Annotated in this window: 24 protein-coding genes; 20 read left to right on the top strand and 4 right to left on the bottom strand. The window is 45.5% G+C overall.

The window, feature by feature from the left end:
* Nucleotides 1-11 precede the first annotated feature (11 nt).
* Nucleotides 12-518, top strand: coding sequence for a hypothetical protein (locus tag WR49_RS18490; RefSeq protein ID WP_017056842.1), 507 nt, complete (start codon nucleotides 12-14; stop codon nucleotides 516-518).
* Between the two features lie 126 nt (nucleotides 519-644).
* On the opposite strand, the gene WR49_RS18485 is transcribed toward WR49_RS18490, so the two are convergent.
* The 3 genes from WR49_RS18485 to WR49_RS18475 are packed head-to-tail and all read right to left on the bottom strand — an operon-like array spanning nucleotide 645 to nucleotide 3,404.
* On the bottom strand, nucleotides 645-1,886 hold the full coding sequence (locus WR49_RS18485) for an NAD(P)/FAD-dependent oxidoreductase (protein ID WP_046224993.1): 1,242 nt from the start codon (nucleotides 1,884-1,886) through the stop codon (nucleotides 645-647).
* A gap of 23 nt (nucleotides 1,887-1,909) precedes the next feature.
* Nucleotides 1,910-2,983 carry a methyltransferase gene (locus tag WR49_RS18480; protein WP_046224992.1) on the bottom strand — a complete coding sequence of 358 codons (1,074 nt, stop codon included), beginning with the start codon at nucleotides 2,981-2,983 and terminating at the stop codon, nucleotides 1,910-1,912.
* A gap of 31 nt (nucleotides 2,984-3,014) precedes the next feature.
* The gene (locus WR49_RS18475; protein ID WP_017056839.1) at nucleotides 3,015-3,404 is read right to left on the bottom strand and encodes a hypothetical protein; all 390 of its coding nucleotides are present in this window, start codon (nucleotides 3,402-3,404) and stop codon (nucleotides 3,015-3,017) included.
* Nucleotides 3,405-3,476: 72 nt separating this feature from the next.
* On the opposite strand from WR49_RS18475, the gene WR49_RS18470 reads away from it, so the two are divergent.
* From WR49_RS18470 to WR49_RS18390, 17 genes are all read left to right on the top strand, one after another.
* Entirely contained in the window at nucleotides 3,477-4,226 is a 750-nt protein-coding gene (locus tag WR49_RS18470; RefSeq protein ID WP_171373021.1) for a beta-ketoacyl synthase chain length factor, read from the top strand.
* On the top strand, nucleotides 4,223-4,993 hold the full coding sequence (locus WR49_RS18465; RefSeq protein ID WP_046224991.1) for a lysophospholipid acyltransferase family protein: 771 nt from the start codon (nucleotides 4,223-4,225) through the stop codon (nucleotides 4,991-4,993). The genes WR49_RS18470 and WR49_RS18465 overlap by 4 nt, the downstream gene beginning before the upstream one ends.
* A gap of 106 nt (nucleotides 4,994-5,099) precedes the next feature.
* On the top strand, nucleotides 5,100-5,360 hold the full coding sequence (locus WR49_RS18460) for a phosphopantetheine-binding protein (RefSeq protein ID WP_004736154.1): 261 nt from the start codon (nucleotides 5,100-5,102) through the stop codon (nucleotides 5,358-5,360).
* A gap of 10 nt (nucleotides 5,361-5,370) precedes the next feature.
* Nucleotides 5,371-5,628 carry an acyl carrier protein gene (locus WR49_RS18455; protein WP_046224990.1) on the top strand — a complete coding sequence of 86 codons (258 nt, stop codon included), beginning with the start codon at nucleotides 5,371-5,373 and terminating at the stop codon, nucleotides 5,626-5,628.
* Nucleotides 5,628-6,185 carry a septation protein IspZ gene (locus WR49_RS18450; protein WP_046224989.1) on the top strand — a complete coding sequence of 186 codons (558 nt, stop codon included), beginning with the start codon at nucleotides 5,628-5,630 and terminating at the stop codon, nucleotides 6,183-6,185. The genes WR49_RS18455 and WR49_RS18450 overlap by 1 nt, the downstream gene beginning before the upstream one ends.
* 6 nt (nucleotides 6,186-6,191) lie before the next feature.
* Nucleotides 6,192-7,580 carry an AMP-binding protein gene (locus tag WR49_RS18445; protein ID WP_046224988.1) on the top strand — a complete coding sequence of 463 codons (1,389 nt, stop codon included), beginning with the start codon at nucleotides 6,192-6,194 and terminating at the stop codon, nucleotides 7,578-7,580.
* 87 nt (nucleotides 7,581-7,667) lie between these two features.
* Nucleotides 7,668-8,030: an ApeI family dehydratase gene (locus WR49_RS18440; protein WP_046224987.1), complete on the top strand. Its 363-nt coding sequence runs from the start codon at nucleotides 7,668-7,670 to the stop codon at nucleotides 8,028-8,030.
* On the top strand, nucleotides 8,023-9,828 hold the full coding sequence (locus tag WR49_RS18435) for a glycosyltransferase family 2 protein (protein WP_046224986.1): 1,806 nt from the start codon (nucleotides 8,023-8,025) through the stop codon (nucleotides 9,826-9,828). Before WR49_RS18440 ends, WR49_RS18435 begins: the two co-directional genes overlap by 8 nt.
* Nucleotides 9,806-11,353: an HAL/PAL/TAL family ammonia-lyase gene (locus tag WR49_RS18430; RefSeq protein WP_046224985.1), complete on the top strand. Its 1,548-nt coding sequence runs from the start codon at nucleotides 9,806-9,808 to the stop codon at nucleotides 11,351-11,353. The genes WR49_RS18435 and WR49_RS18430 overlap by 23 nt, the downstream gene beginning before the upstream one ends.
* A 73-nt stretch (nucleotides 11,354-11,426) precedes the next feature.
* Nucleotides 11,427-11,945 carry an acyl-CoA thioesterase gene (locus WR49_RS18425; protein ID WP_046224984.1) on the top strand — a complete coding sequence of 173 codons (519 nt, stop codon included), beginning with the start codon at nucleotides 11,427-11,429 and terminating at the stop codon, nucleotides 11,943-11,945.
* The gene (locus WR49_RS18420) at nucleotides 11,932-12,630 is read left to right on the top strand and encodes a LolA family protein (protein WP_046224983.1); all 699 of its coding nucleotides are present in this window, start codon (nucleotides 11,932-11,934) and stop codon (nucleotides 12,628-12,630) included. Before WR49_RS18425 ends, WR49_RS18420 begins: the two co-directional genes overlap by 14 nt.
* Nucleotides 12,602-14,974, top strand: a complete 2,373-nt coding sequence (locus tag WR49_RS18415; protein WP_046224982.1) for an MMPL family transporter — start codon at nucleotides 12,602-12,604, stop codon at nucleotides 14,972-14,974. Before WR49_RS18420 ends, WR49_RS18415 begins: the two co-directional genes overlap by 29 nt.
* Nucleotides 14,971-15,594 carry a DUF3261 domain-containing protein gene (locus WR49_RS18410; protein ID WP_046224981.1) on the top strand — a complete coding sequence of 208 codons (624 nt, stop codon included), beginning with the start codon at nucleotides 14,971-14,973 and terminating at the stop codon, nucleotides 15,592-15,594. Before WR49_RS18415 ends, WR49_RS18410 begins: the two co-directional genes overlap by 4 nt.
* A gap of 5 nt (nucleotides 15,595-15,599) precedes the next feature.
* Entirely contained in the window at nucleotides 15,600-16,799 is a 1,200-nt protein-coding gene (locus WR49_RS18405) for a beta-ketoacyl-[acyl-carrier-protein] synthase family protein (RefSeq protein WP_046224980.1), read from the top strand.
* Entirely contained in the window at nucleotides 16,792-17,256 is a 465-nt protein-coding gene (locus WR49_RS18400; RefSeq protein ID WP_046224979.1) for a hotdog family protein, read from the top strand. Before WR49_RS18405 ends, WR49_RS18400 begins: the two co-directional genes overlap by 8 nt.
* A complete protein-coding gene (locus tag WR49_RS18395) occupies nucleotides 17,253-17,978 on the top strand; it encodes a 3-ketoacyl-ACP reductase FabG2 (RefSeq protein WP_046224978.1) in 726 nt (241 codons plus the stop codon). The genes WR49_RS18400 and WR49_RS18395 overlap by 4 nt, the downstream gene beginning before the upstream one ends.
* Complete coding sequence (locus WR49_RS18390) at nucleotides 17,975-19,198, top strand: beta-ketoacyl-ACP synthase (protein WP_046224977.1); 1,224 nt, start codon at nucleotides 17,975-17,977, stop codon at nucleotides 19,196-19,198. Before WR49_RS18395 ends, WR49_RS18390 begins: the two co-directional genes overlap by 4 nt.
* An 86-nt stretch (nucleotides 19,199-19,284) precedes the next feature.
* Here the strand turns inward: WR49_RS18390 and gltX are convergent, their stop codons facing one another.
* A complete protein-coding gene (gene gltX / locus WR49_RS18385) occupies nucleotides 19,285-20,712 on the bottom strand; it encodes a glutamate--tRNA ligase (RefSeq protein WP_046224976.1) in 1,428 nt (475 codons plus the stop codon).
* Between the two features lie 287 nt (nucleotides 20,713-20,999).
* Between gltX and WR49_RS18380 the strand changes: the two genes are divergently transcribed.
* Complete coding sequence (locus WR49_RS18380; protein WP_082082798.1) at nucleotides 21,000-23,813, top strand: heavy metal translocating P-type ATPase; 2,814 nt, start codon at nucleotides 21,000-21,002, stop codon at nucleotides 23,811-23,813.
* Nucleotides 23,803-24,249, top strand: a complete 447-nt coding sequence (locus WR49_RS18375; protein WP_046224974.1) for a DUF411 domain-containing protein — start codon at nucleotides 23,803-23,805, stop codon at nucleotides 24,247-24,249. Before WR49_RS18380 ends, WR49_RS18375 begins: the two co-directional genes overlap by 11 nt.
* Nucleotides 24,250-24,293 lie beyond the last annotated feature (44 nt).

Here is a 24,293-nt window from a genome sequence, read left to right as displayed (position 1 = left end):
TTTAGTAAGCTATGAGTCAGAATAATCTAATTGGTGCGACCGGTTACCGCTTTATTTCGAAAGGTCAAACCGCTTTTAAAATCCATATTCATACTCCCGAAGATACGGTGCTGCATCGCTCTGTCGGCTTTGTTCGTATGGGTGAAAATAAGGCACTGAAGAAAACTATAAAATTGAGAGATGAGCTAGGCAGAAAGCTTTGGGGTAAGTTTTGGCCCAAAGTCCTCAAAGAGCCCTACTTGATGACGCGCCTACCCCATAGTTTAGAGCCCAAAATTGTATTCAAGCCAAACCCGACTCAGAGTGACCCTGAACACCGTGACGAATGTTATATCGCTAAATGGCGTGTATTCTCTGAGAATGGCGATTACAAATACAAAACTAAGGTGTGCTCAATCAGAAAACACGGTCGACTTGCCGCTTATAGCCAAACCAAACGTGCACTGCTTGATGCTCACAAAGATGTGATTGATTTGCTTATTTTTATGGGACGATTGAACAGTATCGATCTAAAATAGCCTTCACTCGAATACGCTGACTACTCATATTGTTCAGATACAAACACAGCCGCATTTGCGGCTGTGTTTATTTTTAGGCTAGTTACCTTGGTACTTTAGGGCGTCATCGCACGCTAAATAGACCACCTAGCTTCGGCAGATCTCTGCCAGAGTCGTCAATCGGCGTTGTGAGTCTTTCACATAAGGATTGGTTTGATCCCATGCGTAGCCCGCCAAAATTGAGCACACCATTTGCTTAATCTTCGGGTTAGGGTCTTGATAGAAAATCACATCCTGCAAAGTACCTGAATACCAACCTTCAACATACGTTCTAAAGGTATTTACGCCAACCATCAATGGATCGGCATAATCGCGTTCCCAATCAACTTTTTCACCATTAAGCTGCTTTTCCACACACTCAACCGCAAGTTGAGCCGACTTCATCGCAATCGTCACGCCCGACGAGAATACAGGATCAAGAAACTCACCAGCATTACCGAGCAGTGCATATTTGTCAGTTGCAAGGTGCTTTACGTTGGCAGAATAGCCACCGATTTCACCCGCAGGGTTCGGATACTCTGCGTGTGCCAATATCTCAGCTAAACCCGGCTCTTCCATTGCCAATTGCTTAATCGCGGCAATCTTGTCTTGTGGGTAGGATTCAAAGAACTTTGGCTCGCCTACCACACCAAACGAAGAGACACCGTTGCTAAATGGGATCAACCAATACCAAACATCAGGGTTGGTTGAGTGCACGGAAATCAGGATTTTATTACGGTCATATTCAAGGTCGGTATCAGCCTCTGCAATATGATCGTTAATGTGCGTGAAAATAGCTTTGCGTGGAGGAAGTGATGACGGCTCTTCCAAGTTAAGCATTTTCGGTAACACTCGGCCAAAACCACTGCCATCTAAAACGTATTGCGCCTCTAGCTGATAGCGCTCTCCATCAAGCACTTGTACATCTAAAACGGTGCAATCTTCGGTGAAGTCAATGCCCATCAACTCATGCTGGTAATCGATAGCAACACCCTGTGCCTCGGCAGTATCTGCTAGCACCTTATCAAAAGCGCCTCGCTGAACCTGAAACGTAGTTCCCGGCCCAGAAGAAAACTTGTTTTCAAAATTGAATGCGGTGTACACGCCATTTTTGCGAAAGGCAGCGCCATCTTTGTATTGGAAGTTGGCGTTGATTACCACATCAGTCATCCCAGCCTGTTCAATCACTTCCATACAAGCTGGTAATAGGCTTTCACCAATAGAAAAGCGAGGGAATACGCTCTTTTCAATCACTCGAACATCGATGCCTTTTTTATGAAGCAAAGACGCAGCAATAGACCCTGACGGCCCAGCTCCGATGATCACCACTTGAGTTGATAGTTTTTTCATTATTTAAGCCATGTTTGTTATTTTTATTGTGCGCCAGCTTTCAATTCAAGAAGCGTGTGACCAAGACCGATATCGTCGGTACGAGTTACCACTTCAAAGCCCGCTTCTTCAACGATCTCTAAGAAATCTTCACTGCGGTAAAAACGGCTGTTGCCATTTGCCAAGCAGGTAAAGTAGAGAGACGTCGCGTTTAAGCTATAAGAAGCCGCATCGTATTTCTGCGCATCCCAAAACAGTTCAAGGATATAGACTGTCGCGCCTTCTGACATATGAGAGCGAACACGCTTTAATATGCTCAGAATCTCCATTGGCGAGAAGCAATCAAGGAACTGACTCATCCACCACACATCGGCGCCCGTTGGCAGAGCTTGCTGTTTATCCAACATGTTGGCCGGGAATGGCGTTACTCGGCCTTGATGACCGTGCTGCGTTGCATTTGCCATTGCCATTTCTAGCTGCTGTGGCAAATCAACAATCGTCACCTCAACGTCCGAGTCGTGATTACAACACTGCATCGCCCACTTTCCCGTGTTACCACCAATATCCACCAGCGACTTAGGTTTCTTACTGAAGACTTTCTCAAGCAACACTGGGAACGAACGGTCTGAATAGAAATGATCAAACTTGAACCAGCTCTCTTTTGCTTTTTCTGGCAATTGAGATAAACCTTGGTAAATGGTTTCCCAATCACCCAGCTCTTGCAAGCCCGCAGGTGTTCCTTCTTCAATCGCTTCCGTTAAATGCATCATCGCGGCATAACAAACATCGGCAGTGAAATCCAAGTTGGCATTAGTCATGCCGTCGTGCAGAAGGTAAAAACCAAGGTTGGCTATTTTATAGTTAGGTTTGTCCCAAGTAACAATATGAGCACTTAGCGCCATATCGAGTAGAACTTTCACGCCGTACTCGGATACACCGGTGATTTCCGAAAGCTTCTCAGCTGGTAAACCATCATTACCCACCTCATCTAGGGCCTTTAAAATACCTAAATCACGAAGTGTACGAGCTGTATGAAAAACAATAGGAGCAAAAGATAATTTTTGCGCTTCTGTTTTTGCTTCTAATGCGTTGAATGGATCTAATTTATATTCCGACACGAAAAACCTAACTTTCAAATAATAGGAGGGATTACTCTGCAGCCATTTGTGCAAGCTTGCGTTTAATATCAACGTTTAAGTTATTAACCCAGCGGTTGTAATTACGGTGTATTTCACCATCGTCGTATTTTAAATTCTCTGATTCAACGTAAAGAATAGAGTAAAACTTGTCACTATAAGGAATTTCAACCACAGCATGGTGTGAACGAACATACAGCTCGGCACGAATCAATCCTGGCTTTATTTCTGAAACCAACCAGCCTCGATTCTCAGCGGACTCATAAATAGCTGATTTCACCTGTTTACTTTGAAGATTCAGTGCAACTGGAGTATCCTCAACATTCATTACAGGCTGGACACGTCCACACCCTGCAAGAACGAGTATGAATAACATTGAAACGGCTATTTTTAGTAATTTCATTTAAATTCCTTATCTGTGTTTATTTATAAGCACGCATAGTATTTAGTTAGACCCAAAGCAAATCAATACTCTATGTCAAATCAAGCACAATTAATGTCATTTAATATCGAGAAATGGTCTGCAAATTCGGCTGGCCTCAACTCTATTGTTGAATGGAAAGCGTGGAGCTCTAACTTAGATTGGCCGAAAAATGGCTCAACTGAGTTTAAAGCTATTCCCCCGATGATGCGCCGTCGCATGAGTGTACAAAGCAAACTTGCCGTCCAAACCGCATTAACCTTGTTAAAAGACACCGCGACTGATTATCTGGTTTTTGCCAGCCGACATGGTGAGCTACACCGAACTGCCACATTAATTCAGTCAGTACTGGAAGGTGACGATGCTTCTCCAATGGCGTTCTCGCAGTCGGTACACAATACCGCAGCCGGGCTAACCACCATTGCCGCGAAAGCACCAATTCCACTGACCTCAATCGCTGCTGGGCAAGATACTTTCCATAACGCGCTAATTGAAGCTTACCTTTACCTTCACCAATACCCATCGCATCGTGTGTTAGTCATCGACTTCGATCAGCCTCTGCCTGAGCTTTATCAAGAATACGAAACTCAGCACTATACCGATTATGCTCTGGGTTTAGTGCTAACCGCAGGCAGTGACTACTCTGTTTCAAGGACAGTAACCAGTGATAGAGCAGCGGCTGATTTACCGCAAAGCCTGCAAACACTGCAGAGCATTCTACAAAATGCACAACGTTGGACTATTGCCGGAAAACACCAAGCTTGGTCATGGGTAAACAACGCGAAACCTGGAGCTCAAGAATGAGTAAGATCGACCAATATTGGCGAGTATTCGCGACAGGGCTTTGCTTCACCACCTTCGGTATAGGAGGGTTAGTGCTTAGCTTCTTGATCTTGCCTTCGATCGCGCTCACCACATCAAACACCATCCAAAGAGAGCTTAATACTCAACGACTGATTCGTTTTTCATTTCATGCTTTTTGCCGGATTATGAAGTTCACGGGCGCGATTGATTATCGAATTGATGGTGCCGAACTTCTACGTGAAGACCGTAATTGCATCATTGTTGCCAACCATCCGAGCTTAATCGACTACGTGCTGATCGCCTCTCAACTTCCTCAATGTGATTGCCTCGTCAAAGCGGCAATATGGGAAAACCCGTTTATGAAGAGGATTGTTAAAGCGGCGGGTTACATACCCAATCAAGCACCTGACGATCTTTTAGAACGTTGTGAAGAACGCTTTTCACGTGGCAATGTACTGCTGGTTTTTCCAGAAGGAACTCGCACAACGCCGGGAATTGAACCATCCTTACAACGTGGTGCGGCACAAATAGCGACTCGAACACAAACCGATTTACGCATTATTCATATTACAGTTTCTCCGACATTCTTAACGAAAGAGAAAAAATGGTATCAAGTTCCTGCTACGAAACCCTTTTTTCATATTTCGGTGAAAGGTAAAATAGAAGTCGCACCCTTTATTGAGAATGCAAATAACTTAACTTCGGCAGCAAGACGCCTTAATCACCACCTTGCAGAGACTATTTTCCCTTCCGAAGACAACATTTAGCTCATCAATAAGACAACTGGCGATATCAGTATTTGGAAAATACCTCGCATAATGTAGAATCGCATCCCTTAAAGCAGCATTCAGATAAAGTACTAAGTAGGCCAAAGTGGAAACATTACACAACGAACTGAAACAACTGATCATCGACGCATTGAACCTTGAAGACATGAGCATTGATGAGATTGAAACAGAAGCTCCACTATTTGGTGATGGATTGGGACTAGACTCTATCGATGCACTTGAACTTGGCCTTGCTATCAAGAAGAAGTACAACATTGTTATTGATGCCGACGACTCAAACACTCGCCAGCATTTTGCATCGGTAGAAAACTTAGCAAATTACATCTCATCTCAAACGAACAACTAGACAGATCTTTATGACACAAGCTAACCAACAAGAAGTATACAACCAGGTTAAAGATGCGCTTATTGAGCTGTTCGAGCTTGATGCTGAAGATATCACGCCTGAAGCTCATCTTTATCTAAATCTCGACCTAGACAGCATTGATGCGGTTGATTTGGTCGTTCACCTACAAAATGTAACCGGTAAGAAGATCAAGCCTGAAGAGTTCAAAGCAGTACGCACCGTTAATGACGTTGTTGAGTCTGTGATTGAACTATTGAAGGACGCGTAATGCGTTCTCTGCTGACTTTACTGTCGGCAATCATACTTTTCACTTATCCAATAGCGGTTTACTTTGGACTCAACAAGTTTGGCCTACAAACCGTTGGTATCGTCTTAGCCGCTATTTTTGCTGTCCGCATTTTCTCTGCTGGTCAGGCTAAAATCAAAGAGCTAAAACACTTAGCTTGGATCAGCGGAAGTGCTGGAATTGTTCTGTTGGCCTTAGGTTTAACCTTTAAACAGCATGGTTGGTTAACCTATTATCCCGTTATCGTTAATGTTTGCATGTTGGCTGTATTTGCTTCAAGCCTATGGCAACCTCAAACAATTATTGAACGCCTTGCTCGAATTCAAGAGCCTGAACTTCCGCAAAGTGGGATTGATTACACACGAAAAGTCACTAAGATTTGGTGCTTATTCTTTGTTATCAATGGCTCTATTGCCCTTTATACCTGCTTCCAACCTCTTGAAATATGGACCCTATACAACGGCTTACTCAGCTATATGTTCGCAGGGTTACTTTTTGCAGGAGAATGGGTGGTAAGACAGCGTATTCGTCAGAGTTAAATTGTTATGACCCAAACCGTATCTTACATCTCGTTGTCTGATCTTCTCAGTCAAAAAAGAGCCCCTGAATCTATTGTCTGCTTTGACGACAATAGCGAGATTACGTGGCAAAAATTTAACGACGACTTATCTCAACTCGTAAACCTTTTACCTTCATCCCCTGTTAAACGAGTCGCGATTTGCGCCCAAGATAGTTACCAATTTTCGGTGGCCTTTTTGGCATGTGCCGTCAGCCACAAACACATCATATTGCCCGGTAACTATCAACCTTGTGCACTTGCCGAACTGAGTGAACATTTTGATTGCCTACTGGTCGATAACTCGATTGGTGAAGTTGAGGTGGGTAACGTTCGCAATATCCAAAACTTATTGGACTCAAACACCAAGGCAAAACAACCTCTAATCGATAACCTTACGACCATAGATTTGGCAGAAATCCATTTGACCCTGTTTACGTCAGGTTCAAGCGGCACACCCAAGGCAATCAATAAAACACTAGAACACCTAGATATTGAGACTGCTCAGCTAGATAAGAACTGGGGAGAGTTGATCAAAGGTCATCGAGTTCACAGTACCGTCTCGCACCAGCATATCTATGGTTTGTTGTTCCGCATTTTATGGCCACTTTGTTCTGGTGTTCCATTTGCTCGACACAATCTTGAGTACCCTGAACAAATCCTATCTCACGCTAACAAACAGAGCGTGCTGATCAGTAGCCCTGCGCTACTCAAGCGATTAAAGCACGAGAGCAAAACCGCGCAACTTGCTGGTATTTTCTCTTCTGGTGGCCCATTGCCAACCGAATCCGCTCACCAATCACGTAGCTTGCTCGGTCATTTACCTATCGAGGTGTTTGGCAGCACAGAAACAGGAGGTATCGCATTTCGCCAGCAAGAGAGCGCTCAAACGCCTTGGCAACTTTTTGACTGCCTTGAGGCCAGTCTCAACAGTGAGAATTGCATTAAGTTATTGTCGCCGTACATCGACAAAAACAACTGGTATCAAACCGCCGATGAGTGCGAAATGGTCTCGGATAATCAATTCATATTGAAAGGCCGAACCGATCGAGTCATCAAGATAGAAGAAAAACGAGTATCACTAGTTGAAGTCGAAAAGCGACTAGAACAACTGCCTTGGATAAGTGAATGTGTGGTGATTCCGTTTGAAGAGCCTGATCGCTTAATATTAGCGTCGGTTTTGGTATTATCAGATCAAGGCCAAGCAACACTCGTAACCATGAGCAGAGGTAAGTTCTGGTTGATGCTGCGTTCAGAACTCAGAAAGTGGTTAGAACCGATCGCTATCCCAAGAAAATACCGTGTTGTCTATGAGATCCCCCTCAACAGCCAAGGTAAGCGATTAACATCTCACATAGAACAGCTAATAAAATCATAGAAACCGCTGATCGTATTTTACACTGAGATTATCTTTTATATTTTTGTCAAAGAACCAATATTTGCCCAAGGATTCTAAGCACGCCCTATGGATAAAAGAAAACCAAACATCATTGCTGTTGACACTGCAGAGAATGAATCGACCCTGATACTCCATATTACTGAAGACATCACCGATTTTAAGGGGCACTTCAAGAGCTTCCCTATTCTTCCTGGTGTTACACAGATTGATTGGGCGCTTTACTATGCAGTCCAAGAGCTGAATGTCCCTGGTTGCTTTAAAGGCATGGAAGTCATCAAATTCCAAGAGCCTATCCTGCCTGATGCAACAATCCAGCTATCACTCAAATGGGATGCTGACAAAGACAAGCTCAGCTTCAGTTACACCTCGAACAAGGGTGAACATACCCACTCTTCAGGTAAAATGAAGCTGGGAGAGAAAAGTGAATAGCGCTCCCGTCGAGGCTACTTCTCAGCACCAAAAAAAAGAAAGTAGCTATAACGCTTGCTTCCTGATTCCGTGCTTTAACCATGGCGCAACCATGCCTGCTGTGGTTTCTTCACTCCATCATTTTGAATTGCCGATCATCATCGTTGACGATGGCAGTGAGAGCGCTACTAAACAGTTGCTAGCTCCCCTTACCGATAGCCCAAGCGTAACTTTGGTAACGCTTGAACAGAACCAAGGCAAAGGCGGCGCTGTAAAAGCTGGCGTCAAACGAGCACAAGAGCTCGGCTTTAGCCACGCTATTCAGATTGATGCTGACGGACAGCATGACTTAGACGCCCTACCCGCGTTAATCCAAGCGTCACAAGCTAAGCCACAACGCCTGATATCAGGTCAGCCTATCTACGACGACAGCGTACCCAAAGCAAGGCTTTACGGGCGCTACGCGACACATATTTGGGTATGGATAGAAACACTGTCTCTGTCGATTAAAGATAGCATGTGTGGCTTCAGAGCGTATCCAGTCGATAAGACGCAAACCGTACTGAATAAATACGATGTCGGTTCGAGAATGGACTTCGATATCGAGATTCTGGTTCGCTTGTATTGGGAAGGCTGTGACATCGACTTCGTTGAAACGCGAGTCAACTATCCTGAAAACGGCATATCTCATTTCGATGCGCTGTGGGATAACGTAAAAATCAGTTGGATGCACACGAGACTGTTCTTCGGCATGCTGCCAAGAGCACCAAAACTGATCGCTCGTCATTTCAAATCCGACTCTGTTAAAAGTGGGCAAAACCAAGATTCCTTGGCTGAACCACACAAGAACGAGTCAGAACAACCCCATTGGTCTCGCACTCAAGAACGCGGCACTGTACTGGGCATCAAACTGTTATTGGCTGTTTATACCTTGTTAGGCCGAGGCGTGTTTAATCTTATTTTACGCGGTGTGATGCGTTACTACCACCTAACGGGCAAACGTGCACGAAACGCCTCAGAACAGTACCTATTTCAACTTAAGGCATACGCTGAGCAACAGAATATTGAGTTACCCGCTGAATTAACCAGTTATAACCATCTTCTTTCGTTTGGTCATACGATGCTAGATAAGTTAGCGGCATGGAAAGGCGATTTCTCGGTAGATAACCTGACGATTCATGGCCAAGACCAATTCGAAAGCATGGTGGAAAACCAACAAGGTGTGCTGATTCTAGGCTCTCACCTTGGCAATATAGAATTATGCCGCGCTTTAGGCCGCAGACACTCGAACATCAAAATCAATGCGCTGGTGTTCACAGAGCACGCTGAACGTTTCAATTCGGTGATGAAAGCGGTAAACCCACAATCTGATTTAAACCTGATTCAGGTAACATCGATGGGCCCTGATACCGCCATCTTATTACAACAGAAGTTGGAGCAAGGCGAGTGGATTGTGATTGTTGGCGATAGAACTTCCACCAGCAAAGAGAGCCGTTCAGTATGGGCTGAGTTCTTGGGTAAGGAAGCCCCCTTCCCTCAAGGGCCATTTATGTTAGCCTCGGTTCTCAAAGCGCCAGTATTTCTATTATTTGGGCTACGTGACGACTCACAACCTAAGCCGCATTTTAATGTCTATTTCGAGCATTTTAGCGACAAGATAGAACTACCAAGAAAGACTCGCGAACAATCTTTACAGCAAGTCGTGCAGAAATACGCAGACCGACTTGAGCACTACACACTGAAAGCACCGCTTCAGTGGTACAACTTTTTTAATTTTTGGACATTGAGCAAGCACCATGACGAAAAAGAATCCAAATAACATCACCTTTGGTGCCGAACGCCTCACGATTGAGGATGTTGTCGCTATCTCACAAGGCGCAAAAGCCTCGATGAACTCAAGTGAAGCCTTCACATCTAAGATCGACCGTGGGGTCGCTTTCTTAGAGCGCCTACTGAAAGAAGAAGGCGTGATTTATGGCGTGACAACGGGCTACGGTGACTCATGTACCGTAGCAATTCCACCAAACCTTGTTGATGAATTGCCACTGCATCTAACGCGCTTTCATGGCTGTGGTTTAGGCGAAATATTGTCTCACGAACAATCTCGTGCAGTATTAGCAACGCGCCTTTGTTCTCTGTCGCAAGGTGTCTCTGGTGTGACTCATGATTTGCTCAACCAGATCGTTACTCTGATCAACCAAGATATCTCACCACGTATTCCTCAAGAAGGATCGGTTGGTGCCAGTGGTGATTTAACGCCGCTGTCTTACTTAGCGGCAGCACTGATTGGTGAGCGCGATGTTATCTACAAAGGTGAAGTTCGCCCTACTAGTGACGTTTACAAAGAGCTAGGGATTAACCCTATCAAGCTTAAGCCAAAAGAAGGCTTAGCATTGATGAATGGCACGTCAGTAATGACGGCTCTGGCTTGTATCGCCTACAAGCGCGCAGAATACCTAGCTCAACTATCGACTAAGATCACGGCAATGGTGTCTGTGGGTATGCAAGGCAACGATTTCCACTTCGATAAAGCCTTGTTCGCAGTGAAACCTCACCCTGGTCAACAACAAGTTGCTGCATGGCTGCGCGATGACCTGCAAGCCGATCGCCCGCCACGCAACAGTGATCGCCTACAAGATCGTTATTCACTGCGTTGTGCTCCACATGTTATTGGTGTGGTTCAAGACTCTCTACCTTGGCTACGCCAAATGATTGAGAACGAGCTGAACAGCGCTAACGATAACCCAATTATCGATGGCGACAATGAGCGCGTACTGCACGGTGGACACTTCTACGGTGGCCATATCGCAATGGCAATGGATACACTAAAAACAGCGGTAGCCAACCTTGCAGACCTACTTGACCGCCAAATGGCGCAGTTGATGGATTACAAGTTCAACAACGGCTTACCATTTAACCTAACGGGTGCTGAAGGCGAACGTAAACCAATCAACCACGGTTTCAAAGCGGTACAGATTGGCGTTTCAGCTTGGACAGCAGAAGCATTGAAACACACCATGCCGGCAAGCGTGTTCTCTCGTTCAACAGAGTGTCACAACCAAGATAAAGTCAGCATGGGTACCATTGCGGCTCGTGACTGCCTACGCGTTCTTGAACTGACTGAACAAGTAGCGGCCGCATCACTTCTGGCGGGTACACAAGCACTTGAACTTCGTAAGCGCCACAATGAGCTTGATGAGCACCACATGAGTGAAAACCTAAAGTACATTCGCGACGAAGTGCTTAAAGAGTTTGAATTTATCGTAGAAGATCGACCACTTGAAGGCGATCTACGCCACTTCATTGCTCGTATCCAAAGTCAGCACTGGTCACTTTACTCATAGAGTAGCTAACCTCATAACGTAGTTAACTTCATAAAGTAGCCAACCCTTTACGCAATATTGTTGAGAGCGATTTATGTCTGAAATCCTTCATCCATTACAATCTGAGGTGACTTTAGTCACCTCATTCCAAGATGCCGACCCAATGGGCGTGATCTATCACGGTAACTACTTCCGATTTTTTGAAGAAGTAAGGCGTATCATGATGGATAAGATTGAGTACAACTACCATGAGATGAAGGACTCAGGATACATGTGGCCGATCATCGACACGCGCGTAAAGTACATCAAAGCGATACCGTTTAATCATCAGATAAAAGTATCGGCTAAGTTAACTGAATGGGAAAACCGCCTGCGTATTGACTACGAAATTCACGATGCCAACACAGGCGCTCGTATGACACGCGCCCACACCATGCAGGTTGCGGTAACCATTGAAGAGCAAGAGATGTGCTTCGCTTCGCCGAAAGTGTTTACTGACAAGGTAGAACACTGGCATCAATTTGGCTGCTTACCCCAATCAACTGAGCAGCAGCCAAGCGACCAACCTCAAGTATCTAACACACAGCAGCAGGTGAAATATGAGTCTGTTTAAACGCAGTCGCAAACACATCAGCATCGCACTACTAGGGCTTGCCTCAATGATGGCGAGTAGTTTTGTTATTGCTAATGAAAGTACAGCTATGGTTGGTTCTATTACAGACCTGCAGACAGTATTAAGCGCAAACAACATAGTGCGTGGTGAGTTCACCCAAACGCGCAACATGGAAATGTTCGCCCAGCCTCTAACATCACAAGGTACTTTCCTGTTAGACAAGTCGAATGGTTTGCTTTGGACACAAACTACCCCCTTTCCTGTTCGCTTGGTGCTAACCGATAACAAACTGAGCCAAAGGTTTGCCGATCAACCCGCTAAGATCATTACCGACAAAGAAAACCCAATGGCGTTTTATTTCAGCCATATATTCTTATCGGTGTTCCACGGGGATACGCAAAAACTCCAAGAACAATTCTCACTCGACTTTGAGCCTGCAACCACTACAAACACTGATGAAAGTGCAAACGCAAGTTCACAAGACACACGATGGAGACTCACTCTAAAGCCGAAAAGTGCCCCGATGAACACGGTATTTGAAGCCATTACTCTGCAAGGTCAAAATGATATTGAACGCATTGAACTGAGAGAGATTCGTGGAGACAGCACGGTGATCGAATTTAGTCAGTTAAGCCATCTACCGGAAGTATTATCAGATGCTGAAGCGCAACAATTCCAACTCTAGCCTTGCCCTTGTTTGGCTTGTTGTCGTCATGCTATTTAGCGGATTGTTGTTCAAACAATTCGCTTTTTCTTCGTCGGTACCGATTGAAAGCAATATTCTAAAGTTACTACCAGAAAACCAGCAAGACCCAATGGTAGAGCAAGCCTTTCAGCAGATATCCAGCTCGATGAGCGAGCAAGTGGTGTTTATCATCAGCGCCCCCGACATCGACCAAGCCATGACAGCGACTGACGTTTTTGAAAAAAAACTCAACCAAAGAATCCTCTCAAGCCAGCCAACTCTGTTTAAGCAAGTTCAAGGGAAAATCAACGCTAGCACTCAAAGCCAGTGGAGCGATTTCTATTTTCGTCACCGAGCTCAACTTCTGACCCAGCAACAAAAAGAGACGCTGACGCACTCGCCGGATTCACGAGCTCAATATGTGATTCAGTCTCTGTACAATCCGTTCTCAGGCGTCACTGCAGCCGAACTGTCGATGGATCCGTTTCTACTATTTCGCGACTACATCAGTGCTGTTGGCGTTCAATCAAGTAACTTTGTTCTGAAAGAGGGATACCTCACCGCTCAATCTAATGACCAAACTCATATTTTGGTCACGGCGACTCTGGCGGGTTCACCTTATAGCTTGACGATTCAAGAGCAACTTCCCGATCTTGATTCAATTGAGCGCGAGATCGAAAAGCAGTTTGGTGTCAAAGTGCAGCATACCGGTATGGTGTTCTACGCAAATTACGGCACCGAAAGCGCGAAATCAGAAATCAGTACCATTGGTTTGGGCTCTTTGGCCGGTGTTATTTTATTGGTGTGGCTGACGTTTCGTAGTGCCCTACCTCTTGCCTTATCTTTGCTCTCAATCAGTACTGGATTATTGGTTGCGCTGGCAAGCACCGTCGCTATCTTCGGCAAGGTTCATCTGTTTAGTTTGGTGTTTGGCGCTAGCTTGATTGGCGTATCGATCGATTACTCCTTTCACTACCTGACTGACCGCTTAGCAGCTGGTAGTAAATGGCAAAGTGACAAAGGCTTGAAGCACATTCTCATTGCGATCACCTTGGGTCTGATCACTAGCTTGATTGGCTACTTAGGTTTGCTGGTCGCGCCTTTCCCGGGATTGCAGCAACTTGCTCTATTTTCGTCGATTGGACTGATCGCAGCTTACGCCAGTGTGGTGTGTTGGTATCCCGTTTTAGCGACAAAACCAAGCCAAGAACGCCCTCTTCCTCTGTCGAAACTTTGGCATACTTGGTTAAGCCTCTGGAGCAACCAAAAATTTAGAATTGGCTTACCGCTAACTGTAACTGTCTTGAGCCTGATATCACTCAGTCAAATTCGTTACGACGACGATATTCGCCAACTTCAGGCGATGCCAGAGCAACTCAAACAGCAAGAGCAAACCATTACTGAAATCTCAGGATTAGGCAGTGGTCAAAATATGCTTTTGGTGACTGCCAAGAGCGACCAAAAGCTACTCAAAAAACTGGCAGAAATCACCACAAGCTTAAATTCTCTAGTCGATAGCCAAGCTATCTCTGGGTATCGCAGCATCAATCAACAGTTGCTAAGCGAACAAGAACAACATGACAACTATCAGCTAGTTGAACAACTCTATGGCCAACAAAGCCATATATTACAAAAGACGCTAGGTTGGTCTACTTTTCCACAATTACCAAAATTCGAACCCATCACGGTATCTGGATTTTTGGAGTCACCGGTGTCAGAACCCGTTCGACCACTTTGGTTAAAGCCGATCGACGGGCAAGCGGCGTCAGTCATTTTGATCAAAGACGTCACAAATTCAGAACTGTTCTCTCAATGGCTCGATTCAAGCTTTGCTCAGCAACAAGGTGTTAAATACCTCAATAAAGCCGATGAAATCTCTGCTCTCTTTGCGGAATACAGAGTCAAAATTACCGAGCTATTATTGATAGCGTTAGCCGCTATTGGGATGGTTTTAGGCTGGCGTTACGGTGTGAAGCAAAGCCTGTTAATGCTGTTGCCGTCATTGATTGCAGGCGTGGCAGGCTTAGCGGTTACGGGTATTTTAGGTTCCACGTTGAACCTGTTTAATCTGCTGGGCTTGATTCTGATTTTAGGGATTGGCATCGACTACACCCTGTTCTTTGCTGAGCAGAAGAAGTCGCTGAGCACCTTATTAGCGATCACCTTGTCTGGTCTCACGACACTGCTGTCATTCGGCTTATTATCGTTGAGTCAGACTCATGCTATTCATAGCTTTGGGGTAACGGTTCTGACAGGGATCTTTGTCGCGTGGTTACTTTCTCCGCTCGCGATCAACAGTAGTAAAAACGTAGAACGACCAACCTCTCGAGAGGCTTTTAGATGAATAAGACGTTAAAGGTAACCTTCGCCACACTAATGGGTATTTTACTCACTGCCTGCTCGATGGTTTCTCAGCAACCGAGTGGTGCCAGTGTGTCTATCAACAATGACACCGAGCTAGCACTGCCATTGCCAGCTGAACTGGGGTACTCCCTCACGGCCAGTCAGTTGATTAGCGCCACGTGGGAAACCGATACGCAGCAACTTCCCGTTCAAGTCGAAGTAACAGCGGATAAAGTGGTTTTGGCGGGGTTTTCTTCTTGGGGTACTCGCATCCTATCGCTGCAATATCAAAATCAAGTGATTGATACGCAGGTTTTGTCTGGGCTTGGCGCAACTTTGCCACAACCTGAGCAGGTGCTATTTAATTTGATGCTGACCTTATGGCCGACTGAAGCCTGGACTCAGTCTTTGCAAACCATAGGTTGGCATCTAGTCGATACTGACAATACAAGAACCGTGTTTGACGACGACCAACAAGCCATTATTCGTATCGAGTATCAAGCAAAAGCCAATGAACCGAAGCTCTCTGGAGACATTGTTTTCAAGCATTTGATTCAAGGCTACACCATCACCATACAAACGTTGAACTCAACGATTGTCGATAACCCAAGTAAGAGCTGAATACTATGCCTATTTATATCCAAGACTGTGGTTTCCACTCCGCATTAGGCTCAAGCGTTGCTGACATTCATGGCTGCCTCAAAGATACGCGCGAATCAAACATGATTGAAGTCAGCGATATGCTGAACGATGGTAAACATACTGTCGTTGGTCAAATCGCGGATGAACTGCCACCGATTCCTTCAGATCTTACACAATACGCCACTCGCAACAATCAACTGGCACTGTCGGCTCTTAATCAAATTAAAGATTCTATCGAGCAAGCAAAATCACAATTTGGCGCAGATAGAATTGCAGTGGTTATCGGCACCAGTACTTCGGGAATTTCGGACGGTGAGGCTGCTTTTAAGCACAAACTCGGCCATGGTTCTTTTCCCGATCATTACCACTACTCAAAACAAGAGCTAGGGAACACTTCCGAGTTCGTTAGCCAATACTGCTCATTAACCGGGCCAAGCTACGCGATCTCGACCGCATGCTCATCAAGCGGCCGTGTTTTTCTTACCGCTCAACGTTTGTTAGATTCTGGAATGGCTGATGCTGTATTAGTCGGTGGTGTGGACACCTTATGTAAGCTGACGCTCAATGGTTTTCATGGTCTTGAAGCACTTTCGACCAAACATTGTAAGCCGTTTAGCGCCTCTCGTGATGGTATCAATATCGGCGAAGCGGCGGCATTTATGTTGCTCAGCAAAACAAAGTTAGCCGGTGTTAATGCAGCACAAGACATGTCGAGCATTGCCTTATTAGGCTGCGGTGACAGCTCTGACGCACACCATATTTCAGCTCCTCATCCAGAAGGCAACGGCGCCGAGCAAGCGATGAGAAAAGCGTTAGATTCTGCACAGTTACAAGCAGAGGACATCGGTTATATCAATGCCCATGGCACCGCAACGCCACTCAATGATTCAATGGAAAGCAAAGCCATCCATCGTATTTTTGCAAACAAGGTTCCCGTTAGCTCAACCAAGCCGCTTACCGGGCATACTCTAGGAGCTGCAAGTGCGATTGAGGCGGCAATTGCATGGCATATTTTAAAATATGACTTACCGCTTCCCTTACAAAAATGTCAGGATAAAGCTGAAGATATTGAGATTGATTTGGTAAACTGTACCCAGAAACTTAAAGTAAAGAACATCTTAAGCAACTCGTTCGCTTTTGGTGGCAACAACATTAGCCTGATCTTTGGTGTAGTAAATGACTGATATCCCTTCTGTAGAGCAACTTCTTCCACACGATGATCCGATGATATTAATCGATCGTGCTATCAGCGTAGAGGCGTTGTCGATTCACTGTCAGGTCGATATTGGAGCTCATAATCTGTTCTTTAATGCTGAATCTCAAACCGTACCGGCTTTTGTGGGTATCGAATTTATGGCGCAGTCTGTGGCGGCATGGTCTGGATACCATGCACTGAAAACCGGCACCACTCCCCCAATCGGTTTCTTACTGGGTTCTCGCCGTTACAAGTCACTGTGTGATGAGTTTACTCAAGGTCAGACCCTTGATATCTACGCCGAGCAACTAATGGAAGACAATGGCATGGCCGTGTTTACTGCCAGAGTTGAAGACCAAGGCAAATTAGTGGCTCAATGCCAACTCAACGTCTACGTTCCGACCGAACAAAAATTACAAGAAATGAAAACTAGGAGCCCATCATGACCCGTCAGGTTTTAGTCACTGGTGCCAGTAAAGGCATTGGTAAAGCGATCGCAATTCAACTTGCAAAAGACGGATTTGAAATCGCCGTTCATTACATGGGTGACAAGCAAGGTGCTGAAGAGACGCTAAAGTCGATAACCGAAATGGGTGGCACGGGGCGTCTGATCCAATTTGATATCAGCAACCGCAGCGAGTGTCGCGAAACGCTTGAGTCAGATATTGCTGAGCACGGCGCTTACTATGGTGTGGTGAACAATGCGGGGATTACTCGTGACACTGCCTTCCCAGCTATGACTGAAGAAGAATGGGATGGTGTTATCCATACCAACCTTGATAGCTTCTACAACGTGCTTCACCCCTGTGTGATGCCAATGGTTCAGAAACGCAAAGGCGGTCGCATCGTTACTCTGGCTTCTGTATCGGGCATCATGGGTAACCGCGGTCAAACCAACTATGCGGCAGCAAAAGCCGGCGTGATTGGTGCGACTAAATCTCTGGCTCTAGAGCTAGCGAAACGCAAGATCACGGTAAACTGTGTCGCTCCAGGATTAATTGATACCGGCATGGTTGACGAGCACGTGAAAGATCATGCGCTTCCTCAAGTACCACTGCGCCGTATGGGTGAGCCAGAAGAAGTCGCAGGACTAGTGAGTTACCTAATGTCTGATATTGCAGGCTACGTTACTCGCCAAGTGATTTCAGTCAATGGAGGCTTAGTATGACCCGCCGCGTTGTTGTAACTGGCATGTCTGGTGTTACTGCCTTTGGTAATGATTGGCAGCACATCGAACCAAAACTAAAAGCCTGTGAAAATGCCACTCAATATATGCCAAGCTTTGAGCAGTACGATGGCCTCAACACCAAGCTTGCTGCACCTATTGATGATTTCCAATTACCAAAACACTATAAGCGTAAACAGGTTCGTGGCATGGGGCGTGTATCACGCCTAGCAACGGTTGCTACTGAGAATGCATTGGAGCAAGCAGGGCTGATCGGCCACGATATTTTAACCAATGGTGAAACCGGTATTGCTTACGGTTCTTCAACCGGCAGTACTGATGCCGTTGGTGCGTTTGGCGTGATGCTGAACGAGAAGTCGACACGTGCGATTACCGCAACCACTTACGTTCAAATGATGCCACACACCGCTGCGGTCAATGTGGGTCTGTTCTTCGGTTTGCGCGGCCGCGTGATTCCCACCAGCAGTGCGTGTACTTCAGGAAGCCAAGCGATTGGTTATGCCTATGAAGCGATTAAGCACGGCTACCAAACCGTGATGGTTGCCGGTGGTGGTGAAGAGCTATGCCCAACTGAGTCTGCCGTTTTCGATACCCTTTTTGCTACCAGTTTAAAAAACGACACACCAAAAAAATCTCCTAGCCCTTACGACAGTGGGCGCGATGGCCTTGTCATCGGTGAAGGCGCAGGTACGCTTGTTCTTGAAGAGTATGAACATGCCGTGGCTCGTGGTGCGAAGATCTACGCTGAGATCATTGGTTTTGCCAGCAACTGCGATGCTGCTCATGTGACCCAACCTCAAATGGAAACCATGCAAATCTGTATGGAAAAAGTACTGAAAGATGCGCAACTTCCAGCTGAGAAAATTGGCTATGTTTCTGCGCACGGAACGGCGACTGAAAAAGGCGATATTGCGGAAAGTAACGCTACCGCGAACATTTTCGGCGAAGTGCCAATCAGTTCATTGAAAAGCTACTTTGGTCATACGCTTGGTGCGTGTGGTGCGATTGAAGCTTGGTTAAGCCTAGAGATGATGCATTCAGGTTGGTTCAACCCAACATTGAATCTTGAAAATATCGACGAACGCTGCGGCAAACTTGATTACATCACAGGCTCAGGTCGTGAATTAGATGTTGAATACCTGATGAGCAACAACTTCGCTTTTGGCGGAATCAACACCTCAATCATCTTCAAAAAGATTTAAGCTTATTTATTAGCTAAAACTCGAGACAAATAAAAAGGGTCAGTAACCAAGTTACTGACCCTTTTTTGATTCTAGCAATCGCTCAATTAAGCGTTAGCTTCACGCTCAGCGATGAACTCAAGAGCCATCTTGATGCGAGCGATTACGCGCTCTTTACCAACAAGCTCCATCACTGCATCAACAGAAGGAGACTGACCGCCGCCTGTTACTGCTACGCGAAGTGGCATACCGATTTTACCCATGCCGATCTCTAGCTCTTCACATACTGCTGCAATCACACCGTCTTTGATGTTTGCTGTCGTGAACTCTTCAAGAGCTTCAACCTTAGCAAGAGCAAGCTCTAGTGGACCTTTAGCTACACCACGTAGGTGCTTCTTCGCTGCGCCAGCTTCAAACTCAGAGAAATCTTCGTAGAAGTAACGAGATTGCTCAGCAAGTTCGATAAGCGTGTTACAACGCTCGCCAACTAGCTTGATCACTTCAGTGATAGCTGGGCCGCTTGTTGTATCGATCTTCTGTGCATCTAGGTGCCATTGCAGGTATTTAGCAACGTACTCAGGTTCAGAAGTCTTGATGTAGTGGTTGTTCAACCAAAGTAGCTTGTCAGTGTTGAATGCAGATGCAGACTTGCTGATTGCTTTTAGGCTAAAGAATTCAATCATCTCTTCTTGAGAGAAGATCTCTTGGTCACCGTGAGACCAACCTAAACGAACTAAGTAGTTGTTCAGTGCATTGGGTAGGTAACCTTCGTCGCGGTATTGCATTACAGAAACAGCACCGTGACGCTTAGAAAGTTTCGCACCGTCATCACCAAGAATCATTGCACAGTGAGCGAACGTTGGAACTGGCGCGCCTAGTGCTTCATAGATGTTGATTTGACGAGGTGTGTTGTTGATGTGGTCTTCACCACGAACAACGTGAGTAATACCCATGTCCCAGTCATCCACTACCACTACGAAGTTGTAAGTAGGAGCACCGTCTGTACGACGAATGATTAGGTCATCAAGTTGGCTGTTCGCGATTTCAATGCGACCACGGATTTGGTCATCAAATACTACGCTGCCTTCTTTAGGGTTACGGAAACGGATAACGCATGCATCACCTTCTTTTGCTGCTTCGTTTGCTGCAACAATTTTAGGGTGGTTCGCATCGTAACGAGCCATTTCTTTGTTTTCTTCTTGCTCTGCACGAATTTCGTCTAGTGTCTCTTTAGATGCATAACATTTGAATGCTTTGTCTTCAGCAAGCAGCTTATCAACCATTTCGTTGTAACGGTCAAAACGCTTAGATTGGTAGTAAGGGCCTTCATCCCATTCCATACCCATCCATTGCATGCCTTCTAGAATTGCATCAACCGCTTCTTGAGAGTTACGCTCAAGGTCCGTGTCTTCGATACGTAGAACGAATTCACCACCTTGGTTCTTAGCGAATAGCCAAGAGTAAAGTGCAGTACGTGCACCACCAACGTGAAGATAGCCAGTTGGGCTAGGAGCAAAACGAGTTTTAACCGTCATTTAAATACCTTGATTATGTAGGTGATTCTTTTAGTGATCGCCATTACAAAGCCTGTAACATACAAATATCACTAAATTTTGGGCGCTATTTTATCACCACCGCTTAAATCTACAATCAGTAGTGAATGATTAATGTGCTGATCTTGTACGAAAGCTATCGTAGAAGGAGAAAACCAATAGCATAAGCACATGTCATATGATCTAAAAGGTAAATTCTCGCCACGCTCGCGATAAACCTCATCCATTCCACCACTCAATATTCTAACAAATATTAAATTCTTTAATTTATGTTTGACCTTACCCTTACGGGAAGGTTTATGTTAGACGTAGATGAGAATTGGAGTATCGATATGAAGCATTACACAGCCGCGCTCAACGGCCTAAATTGCATGGGTTGTGCGAAGAAAGTTCGTACACTGTTTGGCGTTCTCGACAATACGACGATCAATGATATATCGCCGACCTACATCGATATTTCGACTCCTTCTAGTTACGTTCAACTCAACGAACAACTTGCGACGCTTGGTTATAGCATAGGCAATAAACTGCACCTTTCGCTATCTGGTCTTAGCTGCGGTAAGTGCGTGAACAAACTGACTCAAGCGCTTCAACAAACCGAGCAAGCCTCAAATATAGAAGTCACCAAAGATGAATTATCGTTGGTTACTCTACTTGAAGAATCAGAGCTTATTGAGCTGATCGAAAGTGTGGGTTATCAGGCAGCTCCCTACTCTGAAGCCGATAACCTTTTATCTAATTCAGATTCAGAAAACGAACAAGCAGATAAAAAGATTGAAGATACTGAAGATAAAACCACAGCTAGCCAATATACCTATCACCTTATTCTTGAAGGTATGACGTGTGCGAGTTGTGTCTCTTCGGTAGAGAAAGCGCTGAAAAAGAATGAGTTTGTCGACCAAGCGCAAATCAACCTCGCTGAACAGACAGCCTTGGTTTTCACCTCTCAAACAAGAGACATCATCGAAAACGATCTAATAGAATCCGTTAAAGCCGCAGGTTATGGCGCCGAGTTTGTAGATGATGCGACAACACAACAACAAAAGCAACAAGAGCAACAACTTCGTACTCAACAAGCCTTCCTTAGAAATTCAGTAAGTACATTGGTGATCGGTGCTCCGCTGATGGCATGGGGCGTGTTCGGTGGCAGCATGACCATTGCCACATTTAACGATCAACTGGCTTGGGGCTTGGTTGGTGTCGTTTGTTTGATACTGCTTGCTACTTCAGGTCGTAGCTTCTTCACTAATGCTTGGCAGTCACTGATGCATAAACGCGCGACCATGGATACCTTGGTTGCTCTAGGTACGGGCGCGGCATGGTTCTATTCAATGCTGGTTGTGCTGATTCCATCATGGTTCCCAGAACCATCGCGCCATGTCTACTTTGAGGCGAGCGCGATGATTGTCGGCCTTATCTCGTTAGGGCACTACATCGAAGCCAAAGCCAAAGCTCGTACTACGAAATCTTTGCAGGCACTGATTAACTTACAGCCACAAAAAGCGGTAGTTATTGTCGATGGCAAAGAACAAACCATCGCCGTAGAAGCCATTCAGGTCGGCATGCAAGTAAGAGTAAAACCCGGAGAGAAAGTGCCGGTTGATGGTGTCGTAGTTTCAGGTGAATCTTATATCGATGAGTCGATGCTGACCGGTGAACCACTACCCAACGTTAAATCAATTAATGATGGCGTTTCTTCGGGCACCATTAATGGTGATGGCAGCCTGATCATTGAAGCGACCGGCATAGGCTCAAGCACCATGTTGGCTCGAATCATTCAAATGGTTCGCCAAGCACAAAGCAGTAAACCAGCAATCGCCAAGCTTGCAGACTCTATCTCTGCCGTTTTCGTTCCGGTTGTGGTCGCAATAGCAGCTGTTGCCGCCTTAATTTGGTTTTTTGTAGGTCCACAACCAAGCGCCAGTTACATGTTAGTGGTATCAACCACAGTACTGATTATCGCCTGTCCATGTGCCTTAGGCCTAGCCACACCGCTTTCGATTACTGTCGGCGTAGGTAAAGCCGCTGAGTTTGGCGTTCTTATTAAAGACGCTGATGTGTTGCAATCAGCCAGCAAAATCGATGCTGTTGTGTTTGATAAAACAGGCACATTGACCCAAGGCAAACCAAGCGTTCAACAGGCCTTTTACCCTAATCTAACGGAGCAAGAGTTACTGGCTTACGCCTATTCGGTTGAAGTCGGTTCAGAACACCCTCTTGCCAAAGCCGTTTGCCAGTATGCCGAGAACTTGGAAGTATCAGCACTCCCACACAGTGAATTTGAAAACCAACGAGGGCTTGGGGTTCAAGCAACAATTAACGGCAAGAACGTGCAAGTTGGCTCGCTTAAGTACCTAACCCAGTTAAGTATCAATACAGAAATTGGCGCGGATTTTATCGAGCTTTGTCGTACACAAGCATGGACACCCATCTTCGTTGTAATCGATCAAAAACTGGAAGGCATATTTGGCATTTCAGACGCATTAAAAATAGATAGCAAACAAGCCATTGCTCAACTAAAATCCGCCGGAATTCACACTGTGCTATTAACGGGTGACAACGACTCTGTGGCTCAAGCAATAGGTAAAGACGTCGGTATTGATGAGGTTATCTCGGAAGTGCTTCCAGAGCAGAAAGCTCAACATATTGTTCAGCTGCAACAGCAATATAAGAGTGTTGCCATGGTCGGAGACGGCATTAACGATGCACCCGCTCTTGCTCAAGCAGATATAGGAATCGCAATGGGCAGTGGCAGTGATGTCGCGATTGAAAGTGCGCAAATGACGCTACTCAACTCATCGCCATTATCAGTAAGCAATGCGATCGAGTTGTCCCAAGCGACCGTGAGAAACATGAAGCAAAACCTGTTTGGTGCCTTCATCTATAACTCACTTGGTATTCCTATCGCAGCCGGTGTGCTCTACCCATTTTTCGGATTTCTGCTTAGCCCTGTCGTTGCAGGCGCTGCGATGGCGATGTCGTCAATTACTGTAGTAAGCAATGCCAACAGGCTGAGATTGTTTAAACCCACACATTCTAATATCAACAAAAACCATATTCATGAGGTTAACCATGATTCGTAAAATTATGACTCTTACAGCACTCGCTGCAATTTCAGGACAGGCTCTCGCGACTGATGTTCTAAACCATAAATCTCCCTACTGCGGCTGCTGTACAGAATGGACTGAACATATGCGAGATGCTAGGTTCGATGTGACAGAGAAACTCCACGATGATATGAATCCAATAAAACAGAAGTTAGGAGTAACGCCAGAGTTGGCTTCTTGCCATACGGCAGAGATCGACGGTTACGTATTTGAAGGGCACATTCCAGCAGAGGACGTGAAAGCCTTTTTAGAAAACCCACCACGCAATGCGATTGGCTTAGCGGTTCCAGGTATGCCAATAGGTTCGCCAGGCATGGAGTATGGCGATAAGAAAGACGAGTATTCTGTTTATGCGTTTAATGAAAAAGGTCAGGTGTTTGAATACCGTCACTACGCTGGAAACAGAGAGTAAGTTAACCAAGGTTACGTTATAAAAAATAAAGAGTCATCAGCTGT

Source organism: Vibrio sp. ECSMB14106 (genome assembly GCF_000972265.1).
Classification (GTDB): Bacteria; Pseudomonadota; Gammaproteobacteria; order Enterobacterales; family Vibrionaceae; genus Vibrio; species Vibrio kanaloae.
The sequence above is the reverse complement of the archived record's forward strand: the minus strand, read 5'-3'. Positions and strand labels throughout refer to the sequence as shown.

Excerpts from the sequence above, each read along its gene's own strand:
- WR49_RS18490 (WP_017056842.1), top strand. The coding sequence starts at position 12 with ATGAGTCAGAATAATCTAATTGGTGCGACCGGTTACCGCTTTATTTCG.
- WR49_RS18485 (WP_046224993.1), bottom strand. The coding sequence starts at position 1,886 with ATGAAAAAACTATCAACTCAAGTGGTGATCATCGGAGCTGGGCCGTCA.
- WR49_RS18475 (WP_017056839.1), bottom strand. The coding sequence starts at position 3,404 with ATGAAATTACTAAAAATAGCCGTTTCAATGTTATTCATACTCGTTCTT.
- WR49_RS18470 (WP_171373021.1), top strand. The coding sequence starts at position 3,477 with ATGTCAAATCAAGCACAATTAATGTCATTTAATATCGAGAAATGGTCT.
- WR49_RS18465 (WP_046224991.1), top strand. The coding sequence starts at position 4,223 with ATGAGTAAGATCGACCAATATTGGCGAGTATTCGCGACAGGGCTTTGC.
- WR49_RS18455 (WP_046224990.1), top strand. The coding sequence starts at position 5,371 with ATGACACAAGCTAACCAACAAGAAGTATACAACCAGGTTAAAGATGCG.
- WR49_RS18450 (WP_046224989.1), top strand. The coding sequence starts at position 5,628 with ATGCGTTCTCTGCTGACTTTACTGTCGGCAATCATACTTTTCACTTAT.
- WR49_RS18445 (WP_046224988.1), top strand. The coding sequence starts at position 6,192 with ATGACCCAAACCGTATCTTACATCTCGTTGTCTGATCTTCTCAGTCAA.
- WR49_RS18440 (WP_046224987.1), top strand. The coding sequence starts at position 7,668 with ATGGATAAAAGAAAACCAAACATCATTGCTGTTGACACTGCAGAGAAT.
- WR49_RS18430 (WP_046224985.1), top strand. The coding sequence starts at position 9,806 with ATGACGAAAAAGAATCCAAATAACATCACCTTTGGTGCCGAACGCCTC.
- WR49_RS18425 (WP_046224984.1), top strand. The coding sequence starts at position 11,427 with ATGTCTGAAATCCTTCATCCATTACAATCTGAGGTGACTTTAGTCACC.
- WR49_RS18420 (WP_046224983.1), top strand. The coding sequence starts at position 11,932 with ATGAGTCTGTTTAAACGCAGTCGCAAACACATCAGCATCGCACTACTA.
- WR49_RS18415 (WP_046224982.1), top strand. The coding sequence starts at position 12,602 with ATGCTGAAGCGCAACAATTCCAACTCTAGCCTTGCCCTTGTTTGGCTT.
- WR49_RS18410 (WP_046224981.1), top strand. The coding sequence starts at position 14,971 with ATGAATAAGACGTTAAAGGTAACCTTCGCCACACTAATGGGTATTTTA.
- WR49_RS18405 (WP_046224980.1), top strand. The coding sequence starts at position 15,600 with ATGCCTATTTATATCCAAGACTGTGGTTTCCACTCCGCATTAGGCTCA.
- WR49_RS18400 (WP_046224979.1), top strand. The coding sequence starts at position 16,792 with ATGACTGATATCCCTTCTGTAGAGCAACTTCTTCCACACGATGATCCG.
- WR49_RS18395 (WP_046224978.1), top strand. The coding sequence starts at position 17,253 with ATGACCCGTCAGGTTTTAGTCACTGGTGCCAGTAAAGGCATTGGTAAA.
- WR49_RS18390 (WP_046224977.1), top strand. The coding sequence starts at position 17,975 with ATGACCCGCCGCGTTGTTGTAACTGGCATGTCTGGTGTTACTGCCTTT.
- gltX (WP_046224976.1), bottom strand. The coding sequence starts at position 20,712 with ATGACGGTTAAAACTCGTTTTGCTCCTAGCCCAACTGGCTATCTTCAC.
- WR49_RS18380 (WP_082082798.1), top strand. The coding sequence starts at position 21,000 with ATGTTTGACCTTACCCTTACGGGAAGGTTTATGTTAGACGTAGATGAG.
- WR49_RS18375 (WP_046224974.1), top strand. The coding sequence starts at position 23,803 with ATGATTCGTAAAATTATGACTCTTACAGCACTCGCTGCAATTTCAGGA.